The sequence below is a fragment of the Orrella sp. 11846 genome (genome assembly GCF_048820935.1).
In the GTDB taxonomy this organism is placed as follows: Bacteria; Pseudomonadota; Gammaproteobacteria; order Burkholderiales; family Burkholderiaceae_B; genus Algicoccus.
On the sequence record NZ_JBMERD010000007.1, the window covers coordinates 112700 to 137320 of the forward strand.

The window sequence follows — 24621 nt, forward strand, 5'->3', positions numbered from 1 at the left end:
AGACAACACTGTCATGACCATGCCAAACATGCCGCTTAAGGCTTACTACATTCGGGCAATTCACGAATGGTGCACAGATAATGGCTATACGCCTTATCTGGTCGTTCAGGACGGACCTGGTGTACGAGTTCCCAAAGCATTCGTACAAGACGGGCAAATCACATTGAATGTGGCGTTTGATGCAACCAATAAGCTCGTTTTGGGCAATGACTTTATTGAGTTTCAAGCTCGTTTTGGGGGAAAGACAGAGAGTCTGTCTGTCCCTCTCGGTGCCATTGCTGCCATGTTCTCCCGGGAAACCGGTGAGGGCATGGGATTTGAAGTCGAAGAATTTGACGAACAAAATGCAACAGAAATTGAGACTGAAACCGTGCAACCACCTAAAAAAGGTTCGCATTTGAAGATTGTGAAGTAATTTTTTTAAATATCCGCTATAATCTCGGATTAAGCCGGTGTAGCTCAGTTGGTAGAGCAGCGCACTTGTAATGCGAAGGTCGAGGGTTCAACTCCTTTCACCGGCACCAATTTACCTCAACGAATTCAAGCGTTGGGGTATTTTTTTGCGTGAAGATTACAGGCACTCATTTTTCTGAGTTTCTAGGTTGCGCATCCAAATTTCAACTCAAACCACCTCAATTCGCTCCAATCTTAAAACTACGGTACAGTGAACTGTATTTAACACAGTCCCCTTCATTCATTGCGAGTTGCCTTTGTTTTCAATGATCGATGAACGACGTCTGAATTTTGCTGATCGAAAGCAAAGCAGTCAAAGGTGAAAAAACTTTCTTTCTCTGTGTTGTATGTAGTACGCTGATTGCAACAAATAGCTGGGCTTCATCCATCATGCCAACCTGTGATGAAGAACTTCTCAATGTATGACGGCACGGCTTACTCTGGCATGGATACACAGTACACGGCAAAACTGACTGAAACCAAGGATGATGTATTCATCGAAGCAACATTCTTTGAAGATGGAGCGCGTTGATAGGGGGCTTTCTTTATTTTGACTGCCCCCGTACACAACCCTGTCTTCAATCTAGACCCGAAAGCCTGACAGCAAAATGCTTAATCAGGCCTGATAGTGACTCGTTGACGATCTGCATTCACTTCAGTCAAAGGCTGATCAACCTGCTTTAAGAGCTCTGGGCATTGCTGAGCCAGCCATTGGTACGCTCGAGTGCCTCTAGCTTTGCGGTTTAATTCAGCTTCAGTCAATGGTCGAATCACCTTAGCCGGTGCACCCATCACCAGGTGGCCGGCTGGAATGTCTTGGCGTGATTTCACAAAAGCCATGGCACCGATCACGGTGTTTTCGCCAATCACCGTCAAATCCATCACCACTGAATTCATGCCCACCATCACGTTTCTACCCACGGTACAGCCATGCAAAATGGCACCATGACCCACGTGACCATCTTCCTCAACGATTACTTCACCACCCTTTGTGCAATGCGCCACGCAATTATCTTGAATATTGGAGCCCGTTCTCATTTCGATGCGTCCGAAGTCTCCGCGCAAAGAAGCGCCTGGACCGATGTAACAACCCGGTCCAATGATGACGTCACCAATCAATGTCGCTGTCGGATGTATAAAACTGCTGGGATGAACGACAGGGATCAACCCATCAAACGAATAAATATTTGCCATCTGTGCCTCCATGCACGCTGAACTGAACACAAATTAGCATGTTCTCGCACCTCGACTGGCTGATTTCAGCATTACCTTCGAATTTGAACTCGCACCAGAAAGCGCCCATCCGCCGAATCATATACGTACAATCAAAGGTCTTACACCTCATGCGGCATGTGTCTTTGCGTAGGATTCTGAACGATGCACAAACTCCGTCAGCTCACACTCAAAAATCTGCTCATTTCATTCATCATGGCAAGCGTCATTGCAGGATTCGTGTGGCAAAGCTTTCGGCTCTTACAGCAAGAGCAAATGACAGCGGCAGTCAATGCAACTAAATACGCCGCTTTAACCAAATTGTTTTCAATCGCCAGCGCTCTTGAATCAGAACTCAATGAAACAATTAAATATTCTGATTTTTTAAGCTTGATTGTTTCGCACAATCCAGACATCACTCAAGAAGAGCTCGATGGATATGCGCAGCTTGTTCTGGAACAAAACGACAGTATTGTCGGGATTCAGGTTGCACCGGATGGCATTGTCCAGATGGTCTACCCCTACGAGCAACACAAAGTGGCGATTGGGCACGATCTCTTAAAAGATCCTCAGCGGAAACAATATGCACTTCAGGCGATTGAAACCGGGAAAGCGGTTTTACAAGGACCGGTTCAAGCGATTCAGGGTGGGTATTTCCTGTTTAACAGAAAAGCCATTTTCACCCCAACCGAGACGGGTCAGAAATTCTGGGGTTTGAGTGTGGTGGCGGTCGATTTTGATCGACTCATGGACGTTTACCAAAAAACGTTCCATGACGAACAGTACCTATTTTCATTGAGTGTGCGTGATGACAACGACAAACCCGTTCTCCTCTGGGGAGACGCACAAACCAGCTCATCAAACACGATTCAGCAAAGCATCGTGCTTCCACATGCAACCTGGGATCTCAAGATCTACCCAAGAACAAACTGGGGCGAAACAGATGAAACGGTATTTAAAACCGCACAGTTTGATTTATTAATCACTGCGCTTGTGTTTGTACTCGCATTTGCCAGCACATCAAGCTATCTGAAGAATCGACGGCAGTCGCGCATCGACCCTCTTACTGGGTCTTTAAATAAAAACTCTATTTTTACGCATGTCAACGCATTGCTTAACCGACGTAAACCTTTTACCTTGCTGGTCATGGATTTGAATAGTTTCAAACAAGTCAACGATCAATACGGCCATTACATCGGTGATCTGGTTTTGATTGAGATTACCCAACGTATCCAAAACACACTAAGCAAAGAAGACCGACTGTCTCGATTCGGCGGCGATGAATACATTGCCACCATCACCACGAATCAAGATGATATCGAGACACTGGCTCAACAAATCAGAATCAATGTCATGTCACCCATGGTCGTCGAAGGGCACACCTTCCAAATCAATCTAGCAATTGGTTGGGCTCAATCTAAAGCAGACAACAGCAGCACCTATTCGTCGCTCTATCAAGAAGCAGATCAACGAATGTACATGAACAAAGCGCAACTTAAGACCATGCATTCTTCAGGCAATGACATGTCATTGCCTGCAACCAGCTGAGTTGTGACAGATGTCTAAACTCAGCTGATTTGGGCTAGCTTAAAGCCGTTAACGCACGTTTTGAGAGCCTTATGAAGGCCGGGCACCACGTCCGGTACGGCGATCACCACCACGTCTTGCAGGCGAGGTTGTAGACCCGCCTGGTCGTGAACCTGAACGGCGAGGGCGGTTACTAGGTGCGCCGGATCGACCCGCGCCCGAGCGGTGTTGAGGACGCAGTGACGATCCACGCTCAGGACGATCTGCATCGGGTTTAGCGGATGGGACCCAGTCGGTGGGCAAATCACGCATCGGAATCGTGCGTCCAATCAGTCGTTCAATGGCTTTTAAATGCTTCACTTCTGCTTTGTCGACTAAAGACATGGCTTCACCCTCAGCACCTGCACGACCTGTACGCCCAATCCGGTGAACATAATCTTCAGCCACGTTCGGCAATTCAAAGTTCACAACTTGGGGCAAATCTTCAATGTCCAAACCTCGAGCTGCAATGTCAGTCGCAACCAGAACAGAGAGCTTGCCGTTTTTGAAACCATCTAATGCCCGGGTGCGTGCGTTCTGACTCTTATTGCCATGAATTGCCGCAGCCGACAGACCATCTTTAACGAGCTTTTCAGCCAGACGGTTTGCACCGTGTTTGGTGCGTGTAAACACCAGTACCTGATGCCAACCATGGCCACGGATAATATGACTAAGCAAATCACGCTTTTGGGACTGATCCACGTGATAGACCACTTGCTCAACGCGATCTGCTGTGACATTTTTAGGGGCAACGCTGACTTCAACAGGGTTACCCAATGTACGTTTGGCCAAATCGCGAATTTCATCGCTGAACGTTGCAGAAAACAACAGATTCTGGCGTGTCTTTGGCAAATACTTTAAAACTCGGCGAATGTCATGGATAAAGCCCATATCGAGCATGCGATCGGCTTCATCCAGAACTAGAATTTCAACCTGGCTCAAATCAACTGTTTTCTGACCGACGTGATCCAGCAAACGCCCGGGCGTAGCCACCAGAATATCAACACGTCCCTTCAGTGCCCGAATTTGAGGATTGATATTGACACCACCAAACATCACCTGGGCCACACAAGTGAGGTGTCGGCTGTAAGTGACGACTGACTCATGCACTTGAGCTGCCAATTCGCGGGTTGGTGTCAGTACCAACACACGGGGCGCACCCGCAACTTTAGCGGTGCGTGGTTTTTCTATCAATTTTTGTAAGATTGGCAACGTAAAGCCGGCTGTTTTTCCAGTTCCTGTCTGGGCTGCAGCGAGTAAATCTCGACCGCTTAAAACAACAGGGATGGATTGCGCCTGAATCGGTGTGGGTGTTTCATACTGCTCTTCATGCAATGCACGGACAATACGATCGTCCAGCCCAAGGCTGGCAAACGTGGTTTGTGTGGACAATTTAATCGCTCCGGTCAACACGTCGGTTCATTTTGAGAATGAACACCAATCGGGACATGCGACATCTGTGATGATGTGAAAACATCTGAGGAAGATCTGATGCACGGTGCATCAAATACAGCGCTGCGGGGACTGGTAGCAAGCAGCGATCCAACCAGTTTAACTGTTTTCTGCGACTTCCTGCTCGTCTAAAGCGTCAAATTCAAATAAAACCGACTTCAAAACGGTATCTATCGCAGTTTGTGACACCTGCCGACCTGAACTCTCCATGACAGGCTCTGCTGTCAAATCACTCCATTGCGGATGGCGACGAGCCGCACCCAAGTGCTTTGGCAAATTCTGTTGAACTAGCTGTGCAATTGTTTGCAAATGATCGATCTGTAATGGCTGTTTAGACGCATGTCCGCGACGCTCCAGCGCCACAATGAGTTGTAACTGTCGGGTTGCCAGCAAAACGAGGATTTCATCAGACACACGCATTTCCTGTTGACCACGCACCCGTGCCACCACATCAGACCCCCAACGTCTGGCACTTTGCCATAATGTGCCAGTCGCCGCGCCAACCACCGTCCCGGTACCAAGCGTCAGACCCGCAGTCATTAAGTCCACTGCAGCCCCGGCAATCGCACCCGTCATCGCCCCTTTGCTCAAGTGCAAACCCATCTCTTTCATGGCATCGACACTAAACAGATCACTATCCCAACGGCCCGAACGCCAGGGTAGGGCGTGCGGCAAATATTCATCAGCCTCAAATGCATAATCCCGCAAAATCTGATCGGTACAATCTCGTTCAGCTTGACGCACAGATTTCTGTAAAACCTGCGTTAACCCATCGGTTGCTTGCTCGGTGGGCTCACCATACCATTGCGCACTGGCCACATTCACCACCAGTTGCGCCACCCGATTAAGGGCTTCATCTCGTCGTTTGATTCGAGAAGCAATGGCTTCTTGGGCAAGGGCTGACAACACAGGCTGTGCATCTCTTAAAACTTGCCCAAGTGCGTTAAACACCAGCGCTTCACCCTCAAGTGGCGGACTAACGGTATCAAAGGTCAATGTGACATGAATACCTAACCGCGATAACGCCTGATGCCAAGCTTGGGGTTCAGCACCCGGACTCACCAAGAAATTCAGAACAGGCACGACAGGTTTGCCACTAGCCGCCAATAACTGTAATTCATCACGATATTTGGCTAAAACCGGCTCACGGACATCAATCACATATAACGCCGCATCACTATTCAACACTTGTTTGATGACACGAAACTCCTGCTCAAACCGCAGTTTTCCTTGCGTATCCTCCACAAAACGTGCCAATCGATCATAAGGCTCCAGCCGATCCTGGCCAGCCACAGGTTCATACGCTTCAATCCAGTCACGCAAAGCCATGCTGTCTTCTAGACCCGGTGTGTCATACCAGGCCAGCACTGGACGACCTTCTAACCAGCACAATGATCGGCTAACTTGTCGTGTTGTACCTGGCGCATCGGCCACCTCACCAAATCCCCGATCACGAGTCAGCGTTCGCAGCAAAGACGTTTTACCCGTATTGGTGTGGCCAACCACAGCCACGCGAATTAAATGAGCCTCAGGAAGCACATCAGAAAGAATCTTAGGGATCATGCCGAAGCCTCCAACCATTTCATCGCCTCATCTTGGGTGATTGGTTCTGCCAGTCCGGCTTTACGCAAACTCTCTTGCCAAAGTGATTGCCGATCTGGGCCTGTCACCCGTTGCACAAGCACTGTCTGCAATACATCAACCCGACTGATCAATTCAATTGCATACCCCATAGTCCCACGATCTGGCGTTTGACCACCATCCAAAATCAACAATAAACGGGCAGGTGCCTGCTCATCTAACCAGATTAGAGCCTGCGCTCGTGATTCACGATCATTCACCAAACCAGGTCCTGAATACGCTTGCGCCCAGTCTGGTAATGCAACTAAATCCAGCCCGATCACAGCGGATGAAGCGCCCTGCGCACCACTGATTTGCGGTTGAGAAGAATGAGGTGAAAGAGACGAATGAGATTGCTCCCAGGCATCACGTGCTCCAGGTGGTCCATCATGGATGTCTAAAGCGTGTTCACGGCGCCATTTCGCAAGTACTGTCTTTGCGTAAGGTGTTTGTACGTCTGGCAACGCCCGACGCTGTAAAACACGCACCATGCTCCAGCAAAGCACAACTGAAATAACCCGCGGCACCACACCGATCATGACCACAGAACCAACTAACCAGTTGGCCCACTGTCGCCTGATTTCAGGCAACTCGACGGGCACATGTCCGCTGGCAGCAATCGTGTTCGAATCGGGCATCGACAACCCCATCCAAGCGGACAATTTCCCCAGTTGCAGTGCGATACTGACAAAAGTCTCAGTTGATAACCAAGTGGTTTCCCAGATAAATGTGTAATGTCGCAAGCTAAAGGCAAAAACCCAACTCAGTAGCACACTCATTAGAAAAACCAGCCAAACAAGATTGGACACCCAGCCCAAACGCCAACGTAAAGCACCACTTTCACGGTTTGTTTGTAACCACGCCTGCCAAGCATCAAGCGCTTCAAATCGACGCAACCATCGCATCGAAAGGGTTTGCCAAAGATGCCCCCACCACGGATTGGTTTGCATTCGCAAAGAAACCAACCAGAGCAACCACATCAGGGTTGGCACCAGTAACAGCCCAGCCAGACTCCAAATGACATTCACAGGCTCACCGGATGTCCCCAATGCGGCCAATCCCGCACTGACACCCCCAGCCGCTGCCACAAGTAGAAGCAACCACAAACTCCATCTTAAAATCAGTCGAACATCTTCAGACTGTTTTTTAAAATGCAGGTTTTTAGCTAAAATCTCAGCGCGCGCCCATAAAATCTGCGACGGCAAGGCGTCAGCAGACCCAGACTCAAGTGTCCGACTGTCTAAAAAACCGTCACGCTGCTCAATCCGCGCAACAAATTGATAACACCAGTTCTTATCCAAGATGCGGCATCCACGCAAAACTCTGACGAAAGATTAGCATTTTGCAATGCGATTACGACACAGCCGTGGAAAAATCAGCCCAATGCACTTAGAATCTGACTTATGAAACCTTTGCTTATTCACACACTGATCCTCAGTGGCGTCTTGGTCGGCTGCTCATCGCCCGTCTATCACGACACCGATCCTAATCGCCACATCATCACGCTCGATGGGAAACCAATCAGTGTTGTCTCCACGGGAACCGATCAATGGCGCGCCTGGGGTGGTGGCAGTGCACGCCACAACGAAAGCGATCCGTCACAACTGAATCGACAACTCAAAGCCATCGAACTCGTCTCTGGCTGCCGCGTCATTCAAAGCACTCAAAATCCAGACGACGCACGCCAACTGGATGCCAGCGTCGATTGTCAGGACTCAGTCGGCACAATTAAGGCTGATTAAACGCACCGTCCTGAGCCCGGTGAACACCCCATTACTCAGGACAGTAAACGTATCGCCTATGCAATTAGAGTGTCTGCACGCGCTGTTTAGCGGCGGCATACTCCTGCTTCAAGCGCTCAACGTACTCAGCAACCGTGGGAATGTCATCAATCTGACCCACGCCTTGACCTGCGCCCCAAACATCACGCCAAGCCTTGGCTTTTGAGGAGTCCTCCGAAATCTTCATGCTGCCTTTTTCACGGATGGGTAGGTTATCTGGATCCAATCCGGCTTTTTCAATACTTTCACGAATGTAGTTACCGTGCACACCCGTAAAGAAGTTGGTGTAGATAATGTCTGAGGCACCCGCATTCACAATCGCACGTTTATAAGCCTCATCCGCATTGGCTTCCTGGCAAGCAATGAATCGTGTGCCGATATAAGCCAGATCCGCGCCCATCACCTGAGCAGCCAACACATGGTCACCCGAAGTCATGGAACCAGACAGTATCACTGGGCCATCAAAGTTCCGGCGCAATTCACCAATCAGTGCAAATGGGGACTGTGTTCCCGCATGTCCACCCGCACCAGCTGCCACAACAATCAGACCATCCACACCCGCTTCAAGGGCTTTGGCAGCGTGACGCATATTAATGACGTCATGTAGAACAATTCCACCGTAGGAATGAACCTCATCGATAATTTCTTTTACAGGTGCACGCAATGATGTAATAAAGATGGGCACACGATGTTTCACACAGGTGGCCACGTCTTGCTCTAAACGGGCATTGGTATTGTGTACGATCTGGTTAACCGCCAAGGGACCGACAATTGCCTCAGGATTTTGTGCTTTGTACGACTCTAATGTCTCGTTCATCATGCTCAACCAATCATCCAGCAACTCCGCCGGTCGAGCGTTTAACGCTGGGAACGAGCCCACAATCCCCGCTTTACACTGTGCTAAAACCAGCTCTGGGTAACTGACAGTGAACATGGGCGCGGAAATCACGGGAACCGACAAATTCTGTAAGACTGCAGGCAATTTCTTATTGTGCATGGGGTTTTTCTCTCAAATAGGGGACAGTGAAACTAAACAAATCCATGTGACGTCATGCGATCTGACTAAGAATACCAGTTTGGCGCCCAATGCTGACTAGGTTGAATTCAGACCAAGAAACTTGCCAGCACACGGCCTTGTCCGTCAGAATAGACATTTATTCTTTTGAGGCGACTATGTACTCAGAAAATCAAATTTACGTCTCACCAAGTTTTATTGAATTGCATAAGCATCCCATCACAGGCAAGCTACAGGCCACACGACCTTGGTTACAGGCACGTTACGAACTTTGTGAAGATTTTGCGCAGTTACTAGCGCAACAGACGCAACAAAAAATGTTTGAGTTGCAAATCACCCAAGCCGATGCGCTCGAACGTGTCGATCGGGGTCTTTACGTCAAACCCAGCCCACTCGACTTAGCCGAAAATGAAATTGAATGGATTCGTCTGCGAATTCAAGAGTTGCTGCAGCATGCGTCGTTTTAAAAGCCTGCCATCACGACTTCGAATGTTTCACATGAAACATTTCCCAAGCGGCAGGATTCACCACATTGGCTTGGTTTTCACCATTGATGAGTGACAGCAACGAATTCACCGCTTCCCGACTCAGTCGCTCCAGCGTCGTTGCTGTAATCCCAGCTTGGTGAGCTGTCAGCAAAGTATTTGGACATGACAGAATGGCTTCCTGTCCCGTCAGGATCGCAGGTTCATGCACATCCAAAACCGCCGCACCAACCTGTCCACTCTGCAACGCAGGCACCAAGGCTGTGTGATCAATCACAGCCCCACGCGCAACGTTAATCAGTGTCACACCCGGTTTCATGGCAGCAATCGCCTGTGCATTGATCAGATGGTAAGTCTGATCATTTAATGGACAAGCCAAGACGATTGTGTCACTGCGTTTAAGCAACTCTTCAAAGCTAACCGCCTCAACACCTTCAGGAAGCGTCTCAGGACGGCGTGTATGCCCCAACACCGTCACACCCATTGCCATCAGAATACCGGCTAGTCTTTGACCAATTGCGCCCACACCAATAATGCCGCACACACTACCGGCAATCTCATTGTTTTTGGTGGAGAGTGATTTGGCCACATCCCAGCTTTGCGCTCGCAACGCTTGGTCATACGCAACAATCGGGCGGTTCACCTGAAAAATCGCAGCTAACGCATACTCGGTCACAGCTGCCGTGTTGGCGCCTGGCAGGTTCGCCACAACAATGCCCAGCTCTGTCGCCCGATCAACTGGGATCATATCCACGCCCACACCGTGTCGCACCACATACTTCATGCGTGGCGCATCCTCAAACACATCCTCGGGCAAATGTGTACGCACAATCATGGCATCACAGTCTGCTGCAGCCTTGCGCAAAGTTTGCGGCGAAACATCGTCCGCCAGTACAACCTCAACGTGTTTAGCCAGATTGGCCTGATGTTCAGGATGAATTGGATTGGTCAACAAGACACGTGCACGCATGGATAAACCCCTTACAAAGTTTCTAAAGCACCATAGGCTGCTTGAACCATCTGACGCACAGTGGGTGCCACCTGTTGCGCCAGATCGTCTCGGTACTCAAACGGATGGCTTTCATTCATATACAGGCTCTGACACATTTCAAGCTGAATAGTGTGAATCCCTTGCGCTGGATTGCCATACTGACGGGTGATGTAGCCGCCTTTAAAACGGCCATTCGAAACCCACTCAAACGGACAGCCAACCAATGAAGCTTCAACCGCATTCAGTAAGGCTTGATCACACGATGCACCACCGGATGTGCCAATGTTCAGATCCGGCAACTTACCTGGAAATAGTCTAGGTAAAACACTCGCAATCGAGTGTGCGTCCCACAACAGAACCTGACCATGTTCTGAACGCAACTGTTCAAGTGTTTCTTGCAGTTTCTGGTGATAAGGCTGCCAGTATTGCGTCACACGTTGCGCTTTTTCTTCATCACTGACGCTGTCGCCTGCCTGATAAATAGCATCCCCTCGAAATGTGTGCTCTGGGCACAAACCTGTTTTAGTTTGTCCAGGATATAGGTGCTCATCGGTTGGGGATCGGTTTAAATCCACCACATAACGGGAGTAAGTGGCTTGCAACACACTCGCACCCATTTCATTGGCGAACGTATAGAGACGATCCATATGCCAATCGGTATCTGGAATTTGCAAACCCGCCTGGGTCATTCTGGCCTGCAAAGCCTCAGGAATCTCCTGACCCATGTGCGGGATCGAAATCAATAAAGGAATTCGGCCTTGCGTAAACTGATAGGGTGTGGACATGAATTATTCTCTCTGACGTTGTAAATGTTCAATCACCTGTGGCAATCGGGGCATTCGCACGCGAACACCACTCACTCCAAGAACCAATATAAAGGGGCGCCGTGCCAAACCCGGCCACTTCAAGCGCCAATAAGTTGTGGCAAGCCGATACACCAGACCCACACTGCATAATCAAATCTTCAGCCCGTCGCCCACCAAACAACTCGGTAAACTCTTTCGCTAGAACATCAGCCGGCTTATAGGTTCCATCGGCTTGTAAGTTGTGATGGTAGTAACGACAAATCGCGCCTGGGATGTGACCGCCAACAGGATCCACCGTTTCATTCTCACCACGGAAACGTGACTCAGAACGCGCATCCACGACGAGTTTTTGTGCCGATTCTATATTCGCCAGCACGTCATCAAAGAGCACTTCTGTGACTTGAGAAGGGCGATCGCTAAAATTACCAGCATGTCCCAGTTCAGGCACCACTTGCGTCAACTCACCACCCGCTGCCTCCCAAGCCTGAACACCACCATCAAGCACGGCAACATCAGTGTGACCTAACCAACGTAACGTCCACCAGACACGTGATGCGTGGGACCCAAAGCTACGATCACAAATCACAATCTGAGTGTCATCATGCGCGCCCAAGTTTTGCATGAGCTCCACCACAGCCTCTCGGGTTGGTAAGGGGTGACGACCGTTTTGACCGGTCGCCACGCCACTCATATCCGAATCCATGGAGATGAAATAGGCATTCGGTATATGCCCTTCCTGATAGGCACGTCGCCCGGCTTGCGCATCGTGAAGGTCGTGGCTGCTGTCCAGTAGTAAGACATCGCCGTTCTGATCAGCCAGCAGGGATTTCAGCTCTGAAACAGTTATCAGTTTGGTATAGGTCATAGTGATCTCAATATGTTTCGGTACAAAACAAAGCGTACTGCATGAAACCTCTTGCATGCAGTCATTTCCACAGATTCAGCACGACTTCAGGCTGAATGATTCTCATCGCATAAAAAGGCTTCCATCGCCTGAACATCCAACGGTCGACTGTAATGGTAGCCCTGGATCGCATCACACCCTTTCGCTCTGAGTATTTCTAGTTGATCCGCAGTTTCAACGCCTTCGGCAATCGTCTTCATGCCAAGCGTGTGCGCCATTTGAATAATGCCCAGCACGATGGCTTGGTCATCTGGATTAGACGCCAACTCATCAATAAATGACTGATCAATTTTGAGCTTATCGACAGCAAAACGTTTCAGATAGCTCATGGAGGAGTAACCCGTTCCAAAGTCATCAATGGCAACCGTAAATCCGGCTTTACGTAACTCATCAATCCGTTCACCAGCGCCCGTCGGATCACCCAATGCAACGGACTCAGTCAGCTCGATTTCAATCTGTGAGGTTTGAATCCCGCTTTCGTTCACGATTTCAATGATGTGAGACGATAAGTTGTCTTGAAGGAACTGTAAGGCTGACATGTTGACGGCCACCTTCAGTTTCGGTAGCCCCTGCGCTTGCCAAGCAGCCAGTTGATGCGCCACACTGCGCAAAACCCAGTTACTAATCTCAAGAATACGTCCACTTTGTTCTGCAATCGGAATAAATTCAGCTGGCGAGATGGCCCCCCACTGTGGATGCGTCCAGCGCAATAAAGCCTCCGCACCCACAAGTCGATTATCTTTCAACGACAATTGAGGTTGATAAACCAGATGGAACTCTTCATCCATCTTGACTTGCTTAAGTGCGCTAGCGAGTTCGAGCGCACGCACCGAATCTGCTTGCATATCGGGTGAGAAAAAGCGCATATTATTGCGACCTTCATTCTTAACCCGATACATGGCGGTTTCTGCATTCAACAACAATCCACTCGCCGTTTCTGCATCACCAGGGAATTGTGAAATACCGATCGAAGCACTCACCACCACTCGCCGGCCCATCAGCGTTGTCGGCTCCTGAACAATATCTAACAGTCGATGCGCGAGTAACGCAGTGGCTTGCTGATCGCTACGCGTCAACAGCACCACAAAACCATTACCAGACACCCGAGCCACTGTGGTTTGCGTTCCGGCCGCATGGCGTAAACGGTTGGAGATTTCAATCAACAGCAGGTTGCCAGCATCATGACCCAAAGAGTCATTCACATTTTTAAAGTTATCAATATCCAGCCACAACACAGTCAGGGGCCAATTTCCCTGAGATGTCCGTGACAACAACTGTGTCAGCATGCCTTCAAACACATCTCGGTTCACTAAGCCCGTCAATTGGTCATAGTTAGAAAGCTGGTGAATACGTGCCTGCGTCTGTCGCTCTAACGTGATGTCTTCTTTATGCGCAACATAGTGTGTGATTTCATTCTGCTGATTTCGGACAGGATAGATCGTTGATTGTTCGGTATAGATTTGTCCGTCTTTACGCCGATTCGTCAGCTCACCATGCCACGTCTGACCATGATTGAGCTTGCCCCACATCTCTTCGTAAACGGTTTTGGGCGTTTGACCTGATTTCAAAACCCGTGGGGTTCGACCCAGAATTTCTGAGGGTGTGTAACCACTCAATGCCACAAACGCATCATTGACATACTCAATGGCCAACTCTGTGTTCGTGATGATAACAGGGTAGGGACTCTGACCCAGTGCTTGTGACAAGGTGCCAATCAATACCTCTTGGCGACGTTGCTTGATTCCGCGCCACAGCGTCTCTGCAATTCGATCCAATGCATCGGCATCCAGCACACCATAAGATTGAGCCTTATTCGCCACAACAATCGTCAGCCGTGTCTGGTTATCTTCATAAACAGACGACGTCAACAAGCGTTGAAACGTCACTTCATCAACAGGCAAACCCTGAAACTCGCCACTCGCAACATCATTACACAACACTCGAGATCGATTCTGCTCAGACCACGCCCATAATCGAGTCATCAAGGACTGATCCTCGAACTCGTTTAAACAAACGACTTGGGGCTCTTTTTCTGCATCGGCAATAGAATAAATCAGACAAACCTGCGGACTCTCCATGAGTCTAGAAATGTCTTCCAAAGCCGTACGGGCATAATGCGTTTCATCCAGACCATGCGTTTTTTCTTCTAGATTTAGCAGCATCAAGTTGGTGCCAACGTCATATTCCAGTTTTTTCTCGTGAAAGACCTTTTGTGTCACATCGCGAATCAGAACGAGAAAAGTATGTCCCGCACCTTCGACGACTTTTTTAGAGACCGACAAATCATAAAATCTTTCTCTACGCTCATCAGCCAATATCACACGTGTATTAGCAATCGGATTTTGATCACTGATTCGGTCAATGGCCGCCATGAGTGCATCACAAGCAGGTCTAGGCAAAAAGTCGTAAATATAAGCACCCGGAAACCATTTCAATTGCGGATAAATCTGACCTACCAAACCCACATGGATTGCAACTAAATGCCCTTGAGGTGTCACTTCAATTAAACGATCCGGCAGCGTCTCAAGCGTAGCTTCCAGATTGGCTCGAGCTACCTTCAGGGCATCATAAGGATACTGAATCAATTGCACAAAAACTGCGCGGTACAGATAATAAAACCCGATGATCTTACAAATATGACCGAACAAGTTATAGAGATCTGTGACATCCCCATAGATCGTAAAAAATACCTCACCAACCGCAAAAACAAACGCTGCACTGATGAGGTTGTCTCTGATTTTCTGTGACCACATTGAGCCGCGCAAATAAAAACTCAGTGCAGCAACAACGAACAACACCACCAAAACCACATCAAACCAGATCTTAAAAGGGGTTAGGCCGGTGTCTGGTAAATAGGTGCGAGGCAACCATTCCAAATAACGAAAGGTCACTAACGCAGTAACAAACACGATCAAACCCACCGTCCAAATGGTGATGCGAGAAATTATGCGTAAGTCGTGTTTTTCTAGGTTGTCTTGCCAGCTCATCGGCAACCAAGCCATCAGCAATAAGCCAACGGCTAGCAATAATCGAGCTTGCAACCAAAAAACAATCGCTTTTTCTGTATTGCTCGAGGTGAACATGCGCGGCATGCCCGGGTACGAGAACATGTGCAGGAAATCAAGAACAGCGACACCTAAGGCGACAACGCCCAAGATCTTCAAGCGGGCATCTTTTAAGGTTGTTCGAAGACTCCAGATAATGCCAAAGACAGCAGCTCCCATTGAGATCGACAAAATCTCAAGTCCTGCATGAATAGGCAAGTAATGCTGACCCAGTGTAGTTTGGAACATCTGCTCTGAAAAAACAGCAATTCCTAAAAGAGCCAGCAACAGAACCGCTATCCAAAATGCCGCAGATCGGCTAATGGTACGTAGTCGTAACAAAACGTTTAATAATCCTCAGAGGTTTTTTCTGGGTTCTTTATGCGACCCAGTTTTCTTACCTAGTTTAATCGTTTGTACAATAAAGCACATAAAAAAATTGACCCAGATTTAGAATGATTGCAAGCCTCGATCATCTGTGACCAGCGCGAGTTAGGTTAAGCAATGGTAGAATTCGCCAACAAACCAAGTGACTGATTAAAAAGTCGGCTTGGCGCTTCAAACGCAAGATGTTTTATGTGCACTTGATAACGTTGCAATCTAACAGCACCTATCAAGACACCTTTCACTCATTTCACACCGGAAACCCACCTACCTCGGGTCAGGATTCAGCTCGACATGTCGTCCCATTCAATTGCCAAGGAAGTCAGCCGCAGACGCACGTTTGCCATTATTTCTCACCCAGACGCGGGTAAGACCACAATCACCGAAAAAATCCTGCTTTTTGCGGGTGCTATTCAGATTGCCGGGAGCGTCAAGTCGCGTAAAGCCGAGCGTCACGCCGCCTCTGACTGGATGGAAATTGAAAAACAACGCGGTATTTCAGTCGCTTCCTCGGTCATGCAAGTCGAGTATCAGAACTGTGTCATCAACCTATTAGACACACCAGGGCACCAAGACTTCTCTGAAGACACCTATCGCGTTCTGACAGCGGTGGATGCCGCACTGATGGTTATTGATGCGGCTAACGGGATTGAACCTCAGACACGTCGCCTGCTCGAAGTTTGTGCAGCCCGTAAGACTCCCGTCATCACTTTTATCAACAAGCTGGACCGAGAGAGTCAGCAACCACTGGATCTCATCGCTGAAATCGAAGAGCAACTCCAGATGGAAGCTATCCCCTTAAATTGGCCAGTGGGTATGGGTAAAAACTTTGCGGGTGTATTTAATACCCGCAAAAACCGCTTGCGCCTCTTTGAAACGATACAGAGCCGGCGTGATGTGGATGCGAGTACAGGTCACTTTATTGAAGGCATCGACAATCCCGAGCTGCTCGAGAAATTCCCCGACACTTGGCCACAAGCCCATGAAGAAATCGAGCTCATTCAAGCCGCCACACCCGATCTAGATCGGCAGGCGTTTCTGAGCGCACAGCAAACCCCCATTCTGTTTGGATCTGCAATTCATAGCTTTGGCATTCAAGATGTATTAGACACTCTGGTCGAGCTGGCTCCACCACCGGGTGCACGCGACGCCTTAGAGCGCACCGTTGAACCCGATGAACCCAAATTCACTGGCATGGTTTTCAAAGTCCAAGCCAATATGGATCCAGCCCACCGAGACCGCGTTGCCTTTGTACGCGTAAGCTCCGGACGTTTCAGCCGTGGCATGAAACTACGCATCAGTCGTACAGGCAAAGAGATTCGCCCCAACAACGTGGTTTCTTTCTTATCCCAACGTCGCGATCTCGTTGAAGATGCGGTTGCTGGCGACATTATTGGGATTCCAAACCATGGCGTACTGCATTTGGGTGATGTACTCACTGAAGGCGAATCCCTTCAGTTCACCGGATTACCATTTTTTGCGCCGGAGTTGTTTCAGGCAGTTGAAGTCCGCGATCCACTCAAAAGCAAACAATTGCGTATGGGTTTGACCCAACTCGGTGAGGAGGGTGCTATCCAAGTCTTTCGTCCGCAAGCGGCTGGAGGTGCCCTATTACTGGGCGCTGTCGGTGTTCTCCAGTTCGAAGTTGTGGCACATCGTCTTAAAACAGAATACGGTGTCGATGCCCAAATGATCCCATCACGTTACAATCTAGCGCGCTGGGTCAGCGCCAAAGATTCTGCAACGCTACGCAAGTTCGTGGAGCAAAACGCAGCTAATATCGCGTACGATGTGGTCGATGCACCCGCTTTTCTAGCGAGTTCACAGGCGCAATTAAGGGTTGTACAGGAGAGACATCCTGATGTGTCCTTTCACACGATGCGTGAGCACAGTGGTAAGGTATTCAACTAAATAGGATCTGCGCCTTCTTATTCGGGCAGACCGGACCAAACTATTCACGATGCATTGACATGTCCTGGCGATTCTTAATTATTTTCATAGTGATCTGCATGGGTGCCGCAGCTGCTGCAGGCGCAGGCTTGGGTCAATGGCTCGTGAACGCCGCCCCTGTATTTCCAGAAGAAATTGCACACACAGACGATGCGGCCTCATTGATCGATGCACAAGGTCGTTCCCGCAATGGCTTGTCCCCTCAGCCTCTTTCTGACGGCACGCTAGGCATGCCCGTCTTGCATCCTCAACCCGATTGGGAAATTCGTCACATTTCCCTTTATGACGGCAATCTGGACCCCATGGTGTCTCTAGCAATCGGCTCACGCATCTTCACGATTGGGGATGTACTCGCCGATGCTGGCTTTGGATTAGCCACTGGTGAAGGCGATGTCGGTACCGTTGATATCACTCAAGAACAATCTGATCAGTCCGATGAGACGTCCAATCAAAACACCCATTCTGGGACGGGTGACGGTTCATGGCAACAAGCTTTAGAAGCCGCAGTGAGTGCTTGCGACAATGTGGGGTTTTTCAGTCGCCCAGGATGTATCGACAGGGCGCAAAAACAATACTGCGGACCCAACAACGCCTGGGGAAAACACCGTTTGTGCCCATCGAACGATCCAAACCACACATACGGTGCTTAATATTCTCTCCTAACGTATAAATGATTAGCCTGATAGTGTGTGTGCAATATGCAAACGTTCTATCAGACACACGAGATAAAAAAACTTATGCAAACTTCATCTGCAAAAAATCAACGTCAGGATATTCGTGCCTTAAATGCTGTTCTGTTGAAACTCAGAACAACCGGCTGGTTGTGGCGCGCCATTGTGTTGGCCATTGTTTTTCTGATCTGGCTCTGGATCTGCCAGACCATCCTGGTTTTGGGTGGTCAAATCACTTACGAAGGTCTTGAGTCTTTAGGACCTGAGGTCGTTAAAATTCTCACCCGTATCAATCCGTACGTTTGGTGGGGTGTGGTCGTCATTGTTTCTTTAATTGTGTTCTCAATTGTCCGCAGCTGGTTCATTCTGAGCAGCCGACGCTTAAGACGCAAACTCGTTCCTGTCGGTGAAGTTCAAAAACTAACCGCCACACTGTCACCTGAAAGTGTTCAGGTGCTGCAATGGGTCTGGGATGCGACGCTAGAGCCCGTCACTGTCGGTGACTTGCTCTCAACGCGCAACGAAATCCGTTCAGGCAGAATTCGTAAGCTGGCCATGGTACAGGCACAGAAAAAAGCAATCCAAGATGCCTTGTCTGAAACACCAGTTCGTCCAGCTGATCCTAAGCTCGAAACTCGCGTCGCTGCCGCACCGATCGCGCCCGAACCTGAGCCCGTTATCATTGCAGACAAGAAACCTGAAACATCCGAAAAAATTGAACCTGTGTTGTGATTTCAACAAAAACCAGGCTTTTCTGCTTAAAAATGATGTATCAGCAAGAGAAAACGCTTGATTTTTTATTTTAGATGTGTTCAGCTTTAGGCATGGATACGAATATCACGCCTTCAACTCGCACTTTTTCGACCCCAATTGGGTCGTTGGTGTCAGATTGTGCCGCTCAGTTCGGCGCGATCGGAGTGATTTCGTTCAACGCCTCCTCTGCAGGCCAATCTACCTCTCTATCTCTACTACTAGCGATCGGTTGCCGGGCCTAGTGCCCCGTGGCAGTCCGGCAGCCCACAGTGCCACCCCAAACTTTCTAGTTTGCGTGTCCAAGCCGACACAATCTATATTTTCTAAGTAAAAAGACCGTAGGAATTTGACCCAACAACCTTTGGGTAAAGAGGACTCAAAATGCACGCCAATCCTTCTCAAAAATACATCCCATTCCGTCCATTTGAACGTGACTTCTCTGAACGCACCTGGCCGTCCAAGCGCATTACACAAGCTCCGATCTGGATGAGTACAGACTTGCGCGATGGCAACCAGTCACTGATCGAGCCCATGAGCGTGGAACGCAAACTGCGCTTTTTTGAAATGCTCGTCAAAATCGGATTTAAAGAAATTGAGGTTGGCTTTCCATCCGCATCACAAACGGACTTTGATTTTGTACGTAAACTGATTGACGAAGATCGGATTCCGGACGACGTCATGATTATCGTTTTGACACAGTCTCGCCCTGAGCTGATCGAAAAAACGGTTGAGGCTGCTGCTGGTGCGCGTCAGGCTATGATTCACCTGTACAACGCCTGTGCCCCCGCATTTCGCAAGATTGTGTTCAACATGTCACAAGCCGAGATCAAACAAATCGCACTCGATGGCACACAATGGGTCATGGATGAGATGGCCAAACACCCTGAGACCGATTGGTATTACGAGTATTCACCGGAAGTCTTTAGCACGACAGAGCCTGAATTTGCATTGGAAGTCTGTAATGCGGTCACAGCCCTGTGGAAACCCACGCCCGAGAAAAAGATTGTCTTTAACCTGCCAGCAACCGTCGAAGCAACAACGCCAAACTTGTACGCTGATCAGATTGAATACATGCACAACAACCTCGATCAGCGTGATTCGATTGTCTTGAGCGTACACCCTCACAACGACCGCGGCACCGCGGTTGCTGCTGCCGAATTTGCTGTCATGGCCGGTGCGGACCGTGTTGAAGGTTGCTTGTTTGGCAGTGGTGAGCGAACCGGTAACGTTGACCTCGTTACTCTCGCATTGAACCTCTACACTCAAGGGATTCATCCCGGTTTGGATTTCTCTGACATTGATGAAATCCGTCAGTGCGCTGAATACTGCAACCAGTTGCCCGTGCACCCACGTCACCCATACGCGGGCGACCTGGTCTTTACCGCTTTCTCTGGCTCACACCAAGATGCCATTAAGAAAGGGTTGGCCCAACAAGATCCCAATGGCGTTTGGGAAGTCCCTTATCTGCCCATTGACCCCGCTGACTTGGGACGCACGTATGATGCCGTCATTCGCGTGAACAGTCAGTCAGGCAAGGGTGGTGTTTCGTACTTACTCGAAAGCGAGCACGGGTTGGTCTTGCCAAGACGCTTGCAAATTGAATTCAGCCGTGCCATCCAGCGCGTCACTGACGAAACAGGTCAAGAAGTCACGGCCAACGATGTTTATCGGATCTTTTCTGAAGAATATCTTGAGCGCAACACACCTTGGGCATTGATCAAACACCGCATTACCGGTGACCCTAGTGCACCAGCTGGTCAGCAGTTCGTCATTGAAAACGAATTTACCGTCAACGGTGAACAAAAAGCCCTGATCGGTGCCGGCGATGGCGCTATTTCAGCGTTTGTGAATAGCTTGAACTTGCCCATCCGCATCGCGGACTATCACGAGCACGCCATTGGTACAGGCACAGACAGCCGCGCCGCTTGCTATGTGGAAGTGAAGATCGGTGACAACTTGCCTGGCTTTGGTGTCGGTGTAGACGTCGACATCGTCACTGCTTCATTTAAGGCCGTCTTATGCGCCTTGAACCGCTACATCGATGAGCATGGTGTCCCCGAAGCATTGACGACTGAGAGCACTGCCACCGCCTAATGACGCTTAAATAGCCTGCAACTCAGGCTATTGCTCAAGTAACCGTGCCAAGTCGGTTTGTGTAAAGCCGGCGGCACGGCGAGCTTCCAGATTAAACGGACCTCGCTGTTTGGGAGCCTGGTACTGAATCTCCAGACGTCTGTCCGTTTCCACCGGATCTAATCCTTGCTGCCGGCAAACCCAGTCGTACCAGTCATTACCAAACCGGACGTGACCGATCTCATCTTCCAGAATGACATCGAGGATCTGCGCACCACGTGTATCGCCTGCTTGGATCAAACGCTCGCGGATTGCCGGTGACACATCCAGCCCACGCGCCTCCAACACACGGGGCACCAATGCCAGGCGCGCTAGCAAATCTGATTGGGTTTTTATCGCCATCTCCCACAAACCATTGTGAGCTGCAAAATCACCGTACTCGAATCCCAAGTCTCGCAAGTAAGTGCGTAAAAGCAAAAAATGCTTTACTTCTTCTTTGGCGACTTGCAACCAGTCACGGTAAAACTGTTCAGGCAAACCATCAAAACGCCAGATAATGTCTAACGCAAGATTAATCGCATTGAACTCGATATGTGCAATGGCGTGCAACAGAATGACGCGCCCTTCCAGCGTGTGAACACCTCGGGACGGTACTTCTCTGGGTGACACTAAAACTGGCAAGTCTGGTCGACCGGGTAAGGTCGCACCGGGCACATATAAAACCACCGGATTCACCTGCAGATCATCCGCAATTGCAACAACCAACTCACACTTGCGATCCACATCCGACTGTAACAACGCTTGTAATGCAAGGGCACGGAGTTCAGACAAACCCGTCGTCTCGGTTTGAATAGTTGTAGGACTCATTTTAGAGCTCGATTCGCGCTGCGACATGGTTTAAACATCCTGTCGACTGCTGTTCTGAAGCAATCGTCTTATACTGATAGGTTCATAATGCTGCTGTCACTGGACAGCCTAAGTGCCGATTCTATGCGATTCAGGCCATGTATAAACCATCCAGCCAAAACCCATGGATACAAATCCCAAACTCATGAACACAAGTCCCGTTTCTGCCTCAACCCCTTCAATCCCTAAAACGGCAATTCTGGCCGGTGTTTTGTTGATCTTGCCCTCTTGGCTACTCACCCTTTCAGTTCTCTTTGAAACAGTCCTGACACCTGTCATGGCGTTGTTCTCACTCAACATTTACAGTGCGATTCTGATCGGTTTTTTTGCTGCAACAGGTTGGGCCATTGCCATCCTCTCACCATCCGCCAAACACCGCGGCTTGATCGTCTTCGTCAATGTGGTGTTTGTGTTGTTTGCGGCATTTGCAGCGATTCCGATCCTACAGGCAGATCTCAATCTGATCATTCTGATGACGGTTTTGGCGCTGCAATGGTTTTTTGATGTGCTGATGAGTCTTGGACAAGCTCGGATTAGCGGCTTATTGCAATTGCGCACTGTAATGACATTAAGCACCTTACTCAGTCTGGCACTGGCCTGGTGGATTCTGGTCTGATGGTGGTGTGTTGATGCAGAGGAATTTAGTGATTGTTAAAGACCAAGTTTAAGATGTTTTCTTGGACCGACGAGTTAACGCCAGCATCGTGCCACGGCAACTCGGTGCTCCACAAAAACAAGCGTATTGCGCTTTGAGCTTTGCGGTCTTGCGACCTTCGATGACCAGGCCATAATCAAAAGTTAATTCTTCGCCCCGCGCAATATCGCGCATGGCCAACACAAAGACGCGCTCACCGTTTTCGTCTTCTTCAGTTTCACAGTTCGGTTCGCATGAATGGTTGATCCAGCGCGCATCATTGCCATCTTGATTACCGTCAATGATCATGCCCGCGCTGATCATAAAAAAGAAGGTGTGGTACGGATTGTCCGGATCAGCTGATTCCAGCTCATCGGCCTCTTCATTGGTAATGCGTTTGCCTTCGTACTCTAGGATTTGTGTTCCGGCAGGAATCTTCTTACGTGCAAACACACCCTGGCCGTGCAAACTGGATTTTTTAACTCGATGCCAAATCGGTTCTGCGGGTGTTTTCTTGGCAGGGGGCAGTGCCAGCATCGTGCCGCGGCAATTGGGTGCTCCACATAAACAAGCGTATTGCGCTTTGAGTTCAACCGTCAGTGGCTCATCAATAACCAAACCATAGTCAAAGGTGAGCTCTTCGCCCCGCTCAATATCACGCATGGCCAACACAAAGACACGCTCACCGTTTTCATCTTCTTCGGTTTCACAGTTGGGCGCACATGAATGGTTGATCCAGCGCGCATCATTACCGCCCTGATTGCCATCAATGATCATGCCGGCGCTGATCATAAAAAAGAAGGTGTGATAGGGATTGTCTGGATCAGCCGACTCTAGGGCATCAGCTTCTTCGTTGGTAATGCGTTTGCCTTCATACTCGAAAATTCGTGTCCCTGCGGGAATCTTTCTGCGCGCAAACACACCCCGACCATGGAGGCTGGATTTTTTGACACGATGCCAGACCGGATCAGATCGAGTCTGGCCTTCGAGCTCAGGCATCGCGTTTTACGCCAAAGCAATGACTCATGTCTGGAAAGACACCGGTCCGCACTTCATCTGCGTAGCGTTCCACAGAGCGCTTAATCTGTGCATCTAGATCAGTGTAGCGCTTCACAAATCGAGGCACACGGGTTCCATTCATACCCAGCATGTCTTCAGTCACCAGAATCTGACCATCGCATGAAGCGGAAGCCCCAATCCCAATGGTTGGAATTGACACCGCTTGGGTTACATCCGTACCCACCGTGTGGGCAACGCCTTCGAGCACGACACCAAACGCACCCGCGGCTTCAACCGCTTTGGCATCTTGCATAACAATGCGTGCTGTTTCTTCATCAAGACCCTGTGCTTTATAGCCACCCATGGTATTGACATGCTGTGGCATCAAGCCAACGTGCGCTAAAACGGGAATACCGCGCTGCACAAGAAATTCGATCGTCGGTGCCATCACAGACCCACCTTCTAGCTTGACTGCATCTGCACCACCTTGGGCAAGCAGATATGCCGCATTGCGAAAGGCTTGCTCAGGTGATTCGTGATAGCTTGCAAAGGGCATGTCTGCAATGACACATACGCGCTGTGTGGCACGCACGACTGCTGCGGTATGCGCTGCCACTTGCTCGACTGTGAAGGCCAGCGTGTTAGGTTGGCCATAAGCGACCATCGCTGTCGAATCGCCGATCAAAATAAAATCGAGATACTCGTCCATCAATGACGCCATCACACTGCTATAGGCGGTTAGCGCCGCAATTTTTCGGTGTCCTTTAAAAGAACGCAATTGCGGTACGGTGATTCGTCTGATTGTTGTATGAACACTCACGGGCGTTTCCTGCTGAATTAAATAAATAGAACTTTAAACATCAAACCCGCTGAACGGATCTATCGCGGGTGTTTCTCTAAACTTTTTAAGCGTCTGGGTCTA

General features: G+C 49.4%; 22 protein-coding genes, 1 tRNA gene and 1 pseudogene. 11 read left to right on the forward strand and 13 right to left on the reverse strand.

Features of this window, described 5'->3' with window-relative positions:
• The first annotated feature begins 19 nt into the window (after nt 1-19).
• From ACOI06_RS07725 to ACOI06_RS07735, 3 genes are all read left to right on the forward strand, one after another.
• Nucleotides 20-415 (forward strand): ClpXP protease specificity-enhancing factor, encoded by a 396-nt coding sequence (locus tag ACOI06_RS07725; RefSeq protein ID WP_420662007.1) that lies wholly within the window; start codon nt 20-22, stop codon nt 413-415.
• A gap of 33 nt (nt 416-448) precedes the next feature.
• Nucleotides 449-524: transfer RNA gene (locus ACOI06_RS07730), tRNA-Thr, on the forward strand.
• A 332-nt stretch (nt 525-856) separates the two neighbouring features.
• A complete protein-coding gene (locus ACOI06_RS07735) occupies nt 857-985 on the forward strand; it encodes a hypothetical protein (RefSeq protein ID WP_420661948.1) in 129 nt (42 codons plus the stop codon).
• An 80-nt stretch (nt 986-1065) separates the two neighbouring features.
• Here the strand turns inward: ACOI06_RS07735 and ACOI06_RS07740 are convergent, their stop codons facing one another.
• Nucleotides 1066-1647: a transferase hexapeptide repeat family protein gene (locus ACOI06_RS07740; RefSeq protein WP_420661949.1), complete on the reverse strand. Its 582-nt coding sequence runs from the start codon at nt 1645-1647 to the stop codon at nt 1066-1068.
• Between the two features lie 183 nt (nt 1648-1830).
• Between ACOI06_RS07740 and ACOI06_RS07745 the strand changes: the two genes are divergently transcribed.
• The gene (locus tag ACOI06_RS07745) at nt 1831-3213 is read left to right on the forward strand and encodes a diguanylate cyclase domain-containing protein (RefSeq protein WP_420661950.1); all 1383 of its coding nucleotides are present in this window, start codon (nt 1831-1833) and stop codon (nt 3211-3213) included.
• A 69-nt stretch (nt 3214-3282) separates the two neighbouring features.
• Here the strand turns inward: ACOI06_RS07745 and ACOI06_RS07750 are convergent, their stop codons facing one another.
• The 3 genes from ACOI06_RS07750 to ACOI06_RS07760 all read right to left on the reverse strand — a co-directional run bounded on the left by ACOI06_RS07750 (nt 3283) and on the right by ACOI06_RS07760 (nt 7604).
• On the reverse strand, nt 3283-4623 hold the full coding sequence (locus ACOI06_RS07750) for a DEAD/DEAH box helicase (protein WP_420661952.1): 1341 nt from the start codon (nt 4621-4623) through the stop codon (nt 3283-3285).
• Nucleotides 4624-4782: 159 nt separating this feature from the next.
• Nucleotides 4783-6246, reverse strand: coding sequence for a GTPase/DUF3482 domain-containing protein (locus ACOI06_RS07755; RefSeq protein ID WP_420661953.1), 1464 nt, complete (start codon nt 6244-6246; stop codon nt 4783-4785).
• Nucleotides 6243-7604 (reverse strand): DUF2868 domain-containing protein, encoded by a 1362-nt coding sequence (locus ACOI06_RS07760; RefSeq protein ID WP_420661954.1) that lies wholly within the window; start codon nt 7602-7604, stop codon nt 6243-6245. The genes ACOI06_RS07755 and ACOI06_RS07760 overlap by 4 nt, the downstream gene beginning before the upstream one ends.
• A gap of 102 nt (nt 7605-7706) precedes the next feature.
• Between ACOI06_RS07760 and ACOI06_RS07765 the strand changes: the two genes are divergently transcribed.
• Nucleotides 7707-8045 (forward strand): hypothetical protein, encoded by a 339-nt coding sequence (locus tag ACOI06_RS07765; protein WP_420661955.1) that lies wholly within the window; start codon nt 7707-7709, stop codon nt 8043-8045.
• Nucleotides 8046-8109: 64 nt separating this feature from the next.
• On the opposite strand, the gene ACOI06_RS07770 is transcribed toward ACOI06_RS07765, so the two are convergent.
• Nucleotides 8110-9081, reverse strand: coding sequence for an NAD(P)H-dependent flavin oxidoreductase (locus ACOI06_RS07770; protein WP_420661956.1), 972 nt, complete (start codon nt 9079-9081; stop codon nt 8110-8112).
• Nucleotides 9082-9257: 176 nt separating this feature from the next.
• On the opposite strand from ACOI06_RS07770, the gene ACOI06_RS07775 reads away from it, so the two are divergent.
• Nucleotides 9258-9566 (forward strand): ATPase with chaperone activity, encoded by a 309-nt coding sequence (locus ACOI06_RS07775; protein ID WP_420661958.1) that lies wholly within the window; start codon nt 9258-9260, stop codon nt 9564-9566.
• Nucleotides 9567-9576: 10 nt separating this feature from the next.
• Here ACOI06_RS07775 and ACOI06_RS07780 read toward each other — a convergent pair whose 3' ends face one another.
• The 4 genes from ACOI06_RS07780 to ACOI06_RS07795 all read right to left on the reverse strand — a co-directional run bounded on the left by ACOI06_RS07780 (nt 9577) and on the right by ACOI06_RS07795 (nt 15578).
• A complete protein-coding gene (locus tag ACOI06_RS07780; RefSeq protein WP_420661959.1) occupies nt 9577-10554 on the reverse strand; it encodes an NAD(P)-dependent oxidoreductase in 978 nt (325 codons plus the stop codon).
• A gap of 11 nt (nt 10555-10565) precedes the next feature.
• Nucleotides 10566-11360 (reverse strand): N-formylglutamate deformylase, encoded by a 795-nt coding sequence (gene hutG / locus ACOI06_RS07785; protein WP_420661960.1) that lies wholly within the window; start codon nt 11358-11360, stop codon nt 10566-10568.
• A gap of 28 nt (nt 11361-11388) precedes the next feature.
• Entirely contained in the window at nt 11389-12246 is an 858-nt protein-coding gene (locus tag ACOI06_RS07790) for a sulfurtransferase (protein WP_420661961.1), read from the reverse strand.
• An 86-nt stretch (nt 12247-12332) separates the two neighbouring features.
• Entirely contained in the window at nt 12333-15578 is a 3246-nt protein-coding gene (locus ACOI06_RS07795; protein ID WP_420661962.1) for an EAL domain-containing protein, read from the reverse strand.
• Nucleotides 15579-16007: 429 nt separating this feature from the next.
• On the opposite strand from ACOI06_RS07795, the gene ACOI06_RS07800 reads away from it, so the two are divergent.
• The 4 genes from ACOI06_RS07800 (at nt 16008) to leuA (ending at nt 21181) form a co-directional block, all read left to right on the forward strand.
• Entirely contained in the window at nt 16008-17624 is a 1617-nt protein-coding gene (locus ACOI06_RS07800; RefSeq protein ID WP_420661963.1) for a peptide chain release factor 3, read from the forward strand.
• Between the two features lie 59 nt (nt 17625-17683).
• Entirely contained in the window at nt 17684-18313 is a 630-nt protein-coding gene (locus tag ACOI06_RS07805) for a hypothetical protein (RefSeq protein ID WP_420661964.1), read from the forward strand.
• 87 nt (nt 18314-18400) lie between these two features.
• Complete coding sequence (locus ACOI06_RS07810; RefSeq protein ID WP_420661965.1) at nt 18401-19066, forward strand: hypothetical protein; 666 nt, start codon at nt 18401-18403, stop codon at nt 19064-19066.
• Between the two features lie 402 nt (nt 19067-19468).
• On the forward strand, nt 19469-21181 hold the full coding sequence (gene leuA / locus ACOI06_RS07815) for a 2-isopropylmalate synthase (protein ID WP_420661966.1): 1713 nt from the start codon (nt 19469-19471) through the stop codon (nt 21179-21181).
• A 27-nt stretch (nt 21182-21208) separates the two neighbouring features.
• Here leuA and ACOI06_RS07820 read toward each other — a convergent pair whose 3' ends face one another.
• A complete protein-coding gene (locus tag ACOI06_RS07820; RefSeq protein ID WP_420661967.1) occupies nt 21209-22027 on the reverse strand; it encodes a ferritin-like domain-containing protein in 819 nt (272 codons plus the stop codon).
• A 163-nt stretch (nt 22028-22190) separates the two neighbouring features.
• Here ACOI06_RS07820 and ACOI06_RS07825 point away from each other — a divergent pair, with 163 nt between their 5' ends.
• Nucleotides 22191-22682 carry a hypothetical protein gene (locus tag ACOI06_RS07825; RefSeq protein ID WP_420661968.1) on the forward strand — a complete coding sequence of 164 codons (492 nt, stop codon included), beginning with the start codon at nt 22191-22193 and terminating at the stop codon, nt 22680-22682.
• Between the two features lie 48 nt (nt 22683-22730).
• Here the strand turns inward: ACOI06_RS07825 and ACOI06_RS07830 are convergent, their stop codons facing one another.
• From ACOI06_RS07830 to panB, 3 genes and pseudogenes are all read right to left on the reverse strand, one after another.
• The gene (locus ACOI06_RS07830; RefSeq protein WP_420662008.1) at nt 22731-23153 is read right to left on the reverse strand and encodes an SET domain-containing protein; all 423 of its coding nucleotides are present in this window, start codon (nt 23151-23153) and stop codon (nt 22731-22733) included.
• Nucleotides 23154-23201: 48 nt separating this feature from the next.
• Nucleotides 23202-23699, reverse strand: a pseudogene (locus tag ACOI06_RS07835) (SET domain-containing protein); the annotation flags it as partial.
• Nucleotides 23692-24519 (reverse strand): 3-methyl-2-oxobutanoate hydroxymethyltransferase, encoded by an 828-nt coding sequence (gene panB, locus ACOI06_RS07840; protein WP_420661969.1) that lies wholly within the window; start codon nt 24517-24519, stop codon nt 23692-23694. The pseudogene ACOI06_RS07835 and the gene panB, both read right to left, overlap by 8 nt.
• Between the last annotated feature and the right edge of the window lie 102 nt (nt 24520-24621).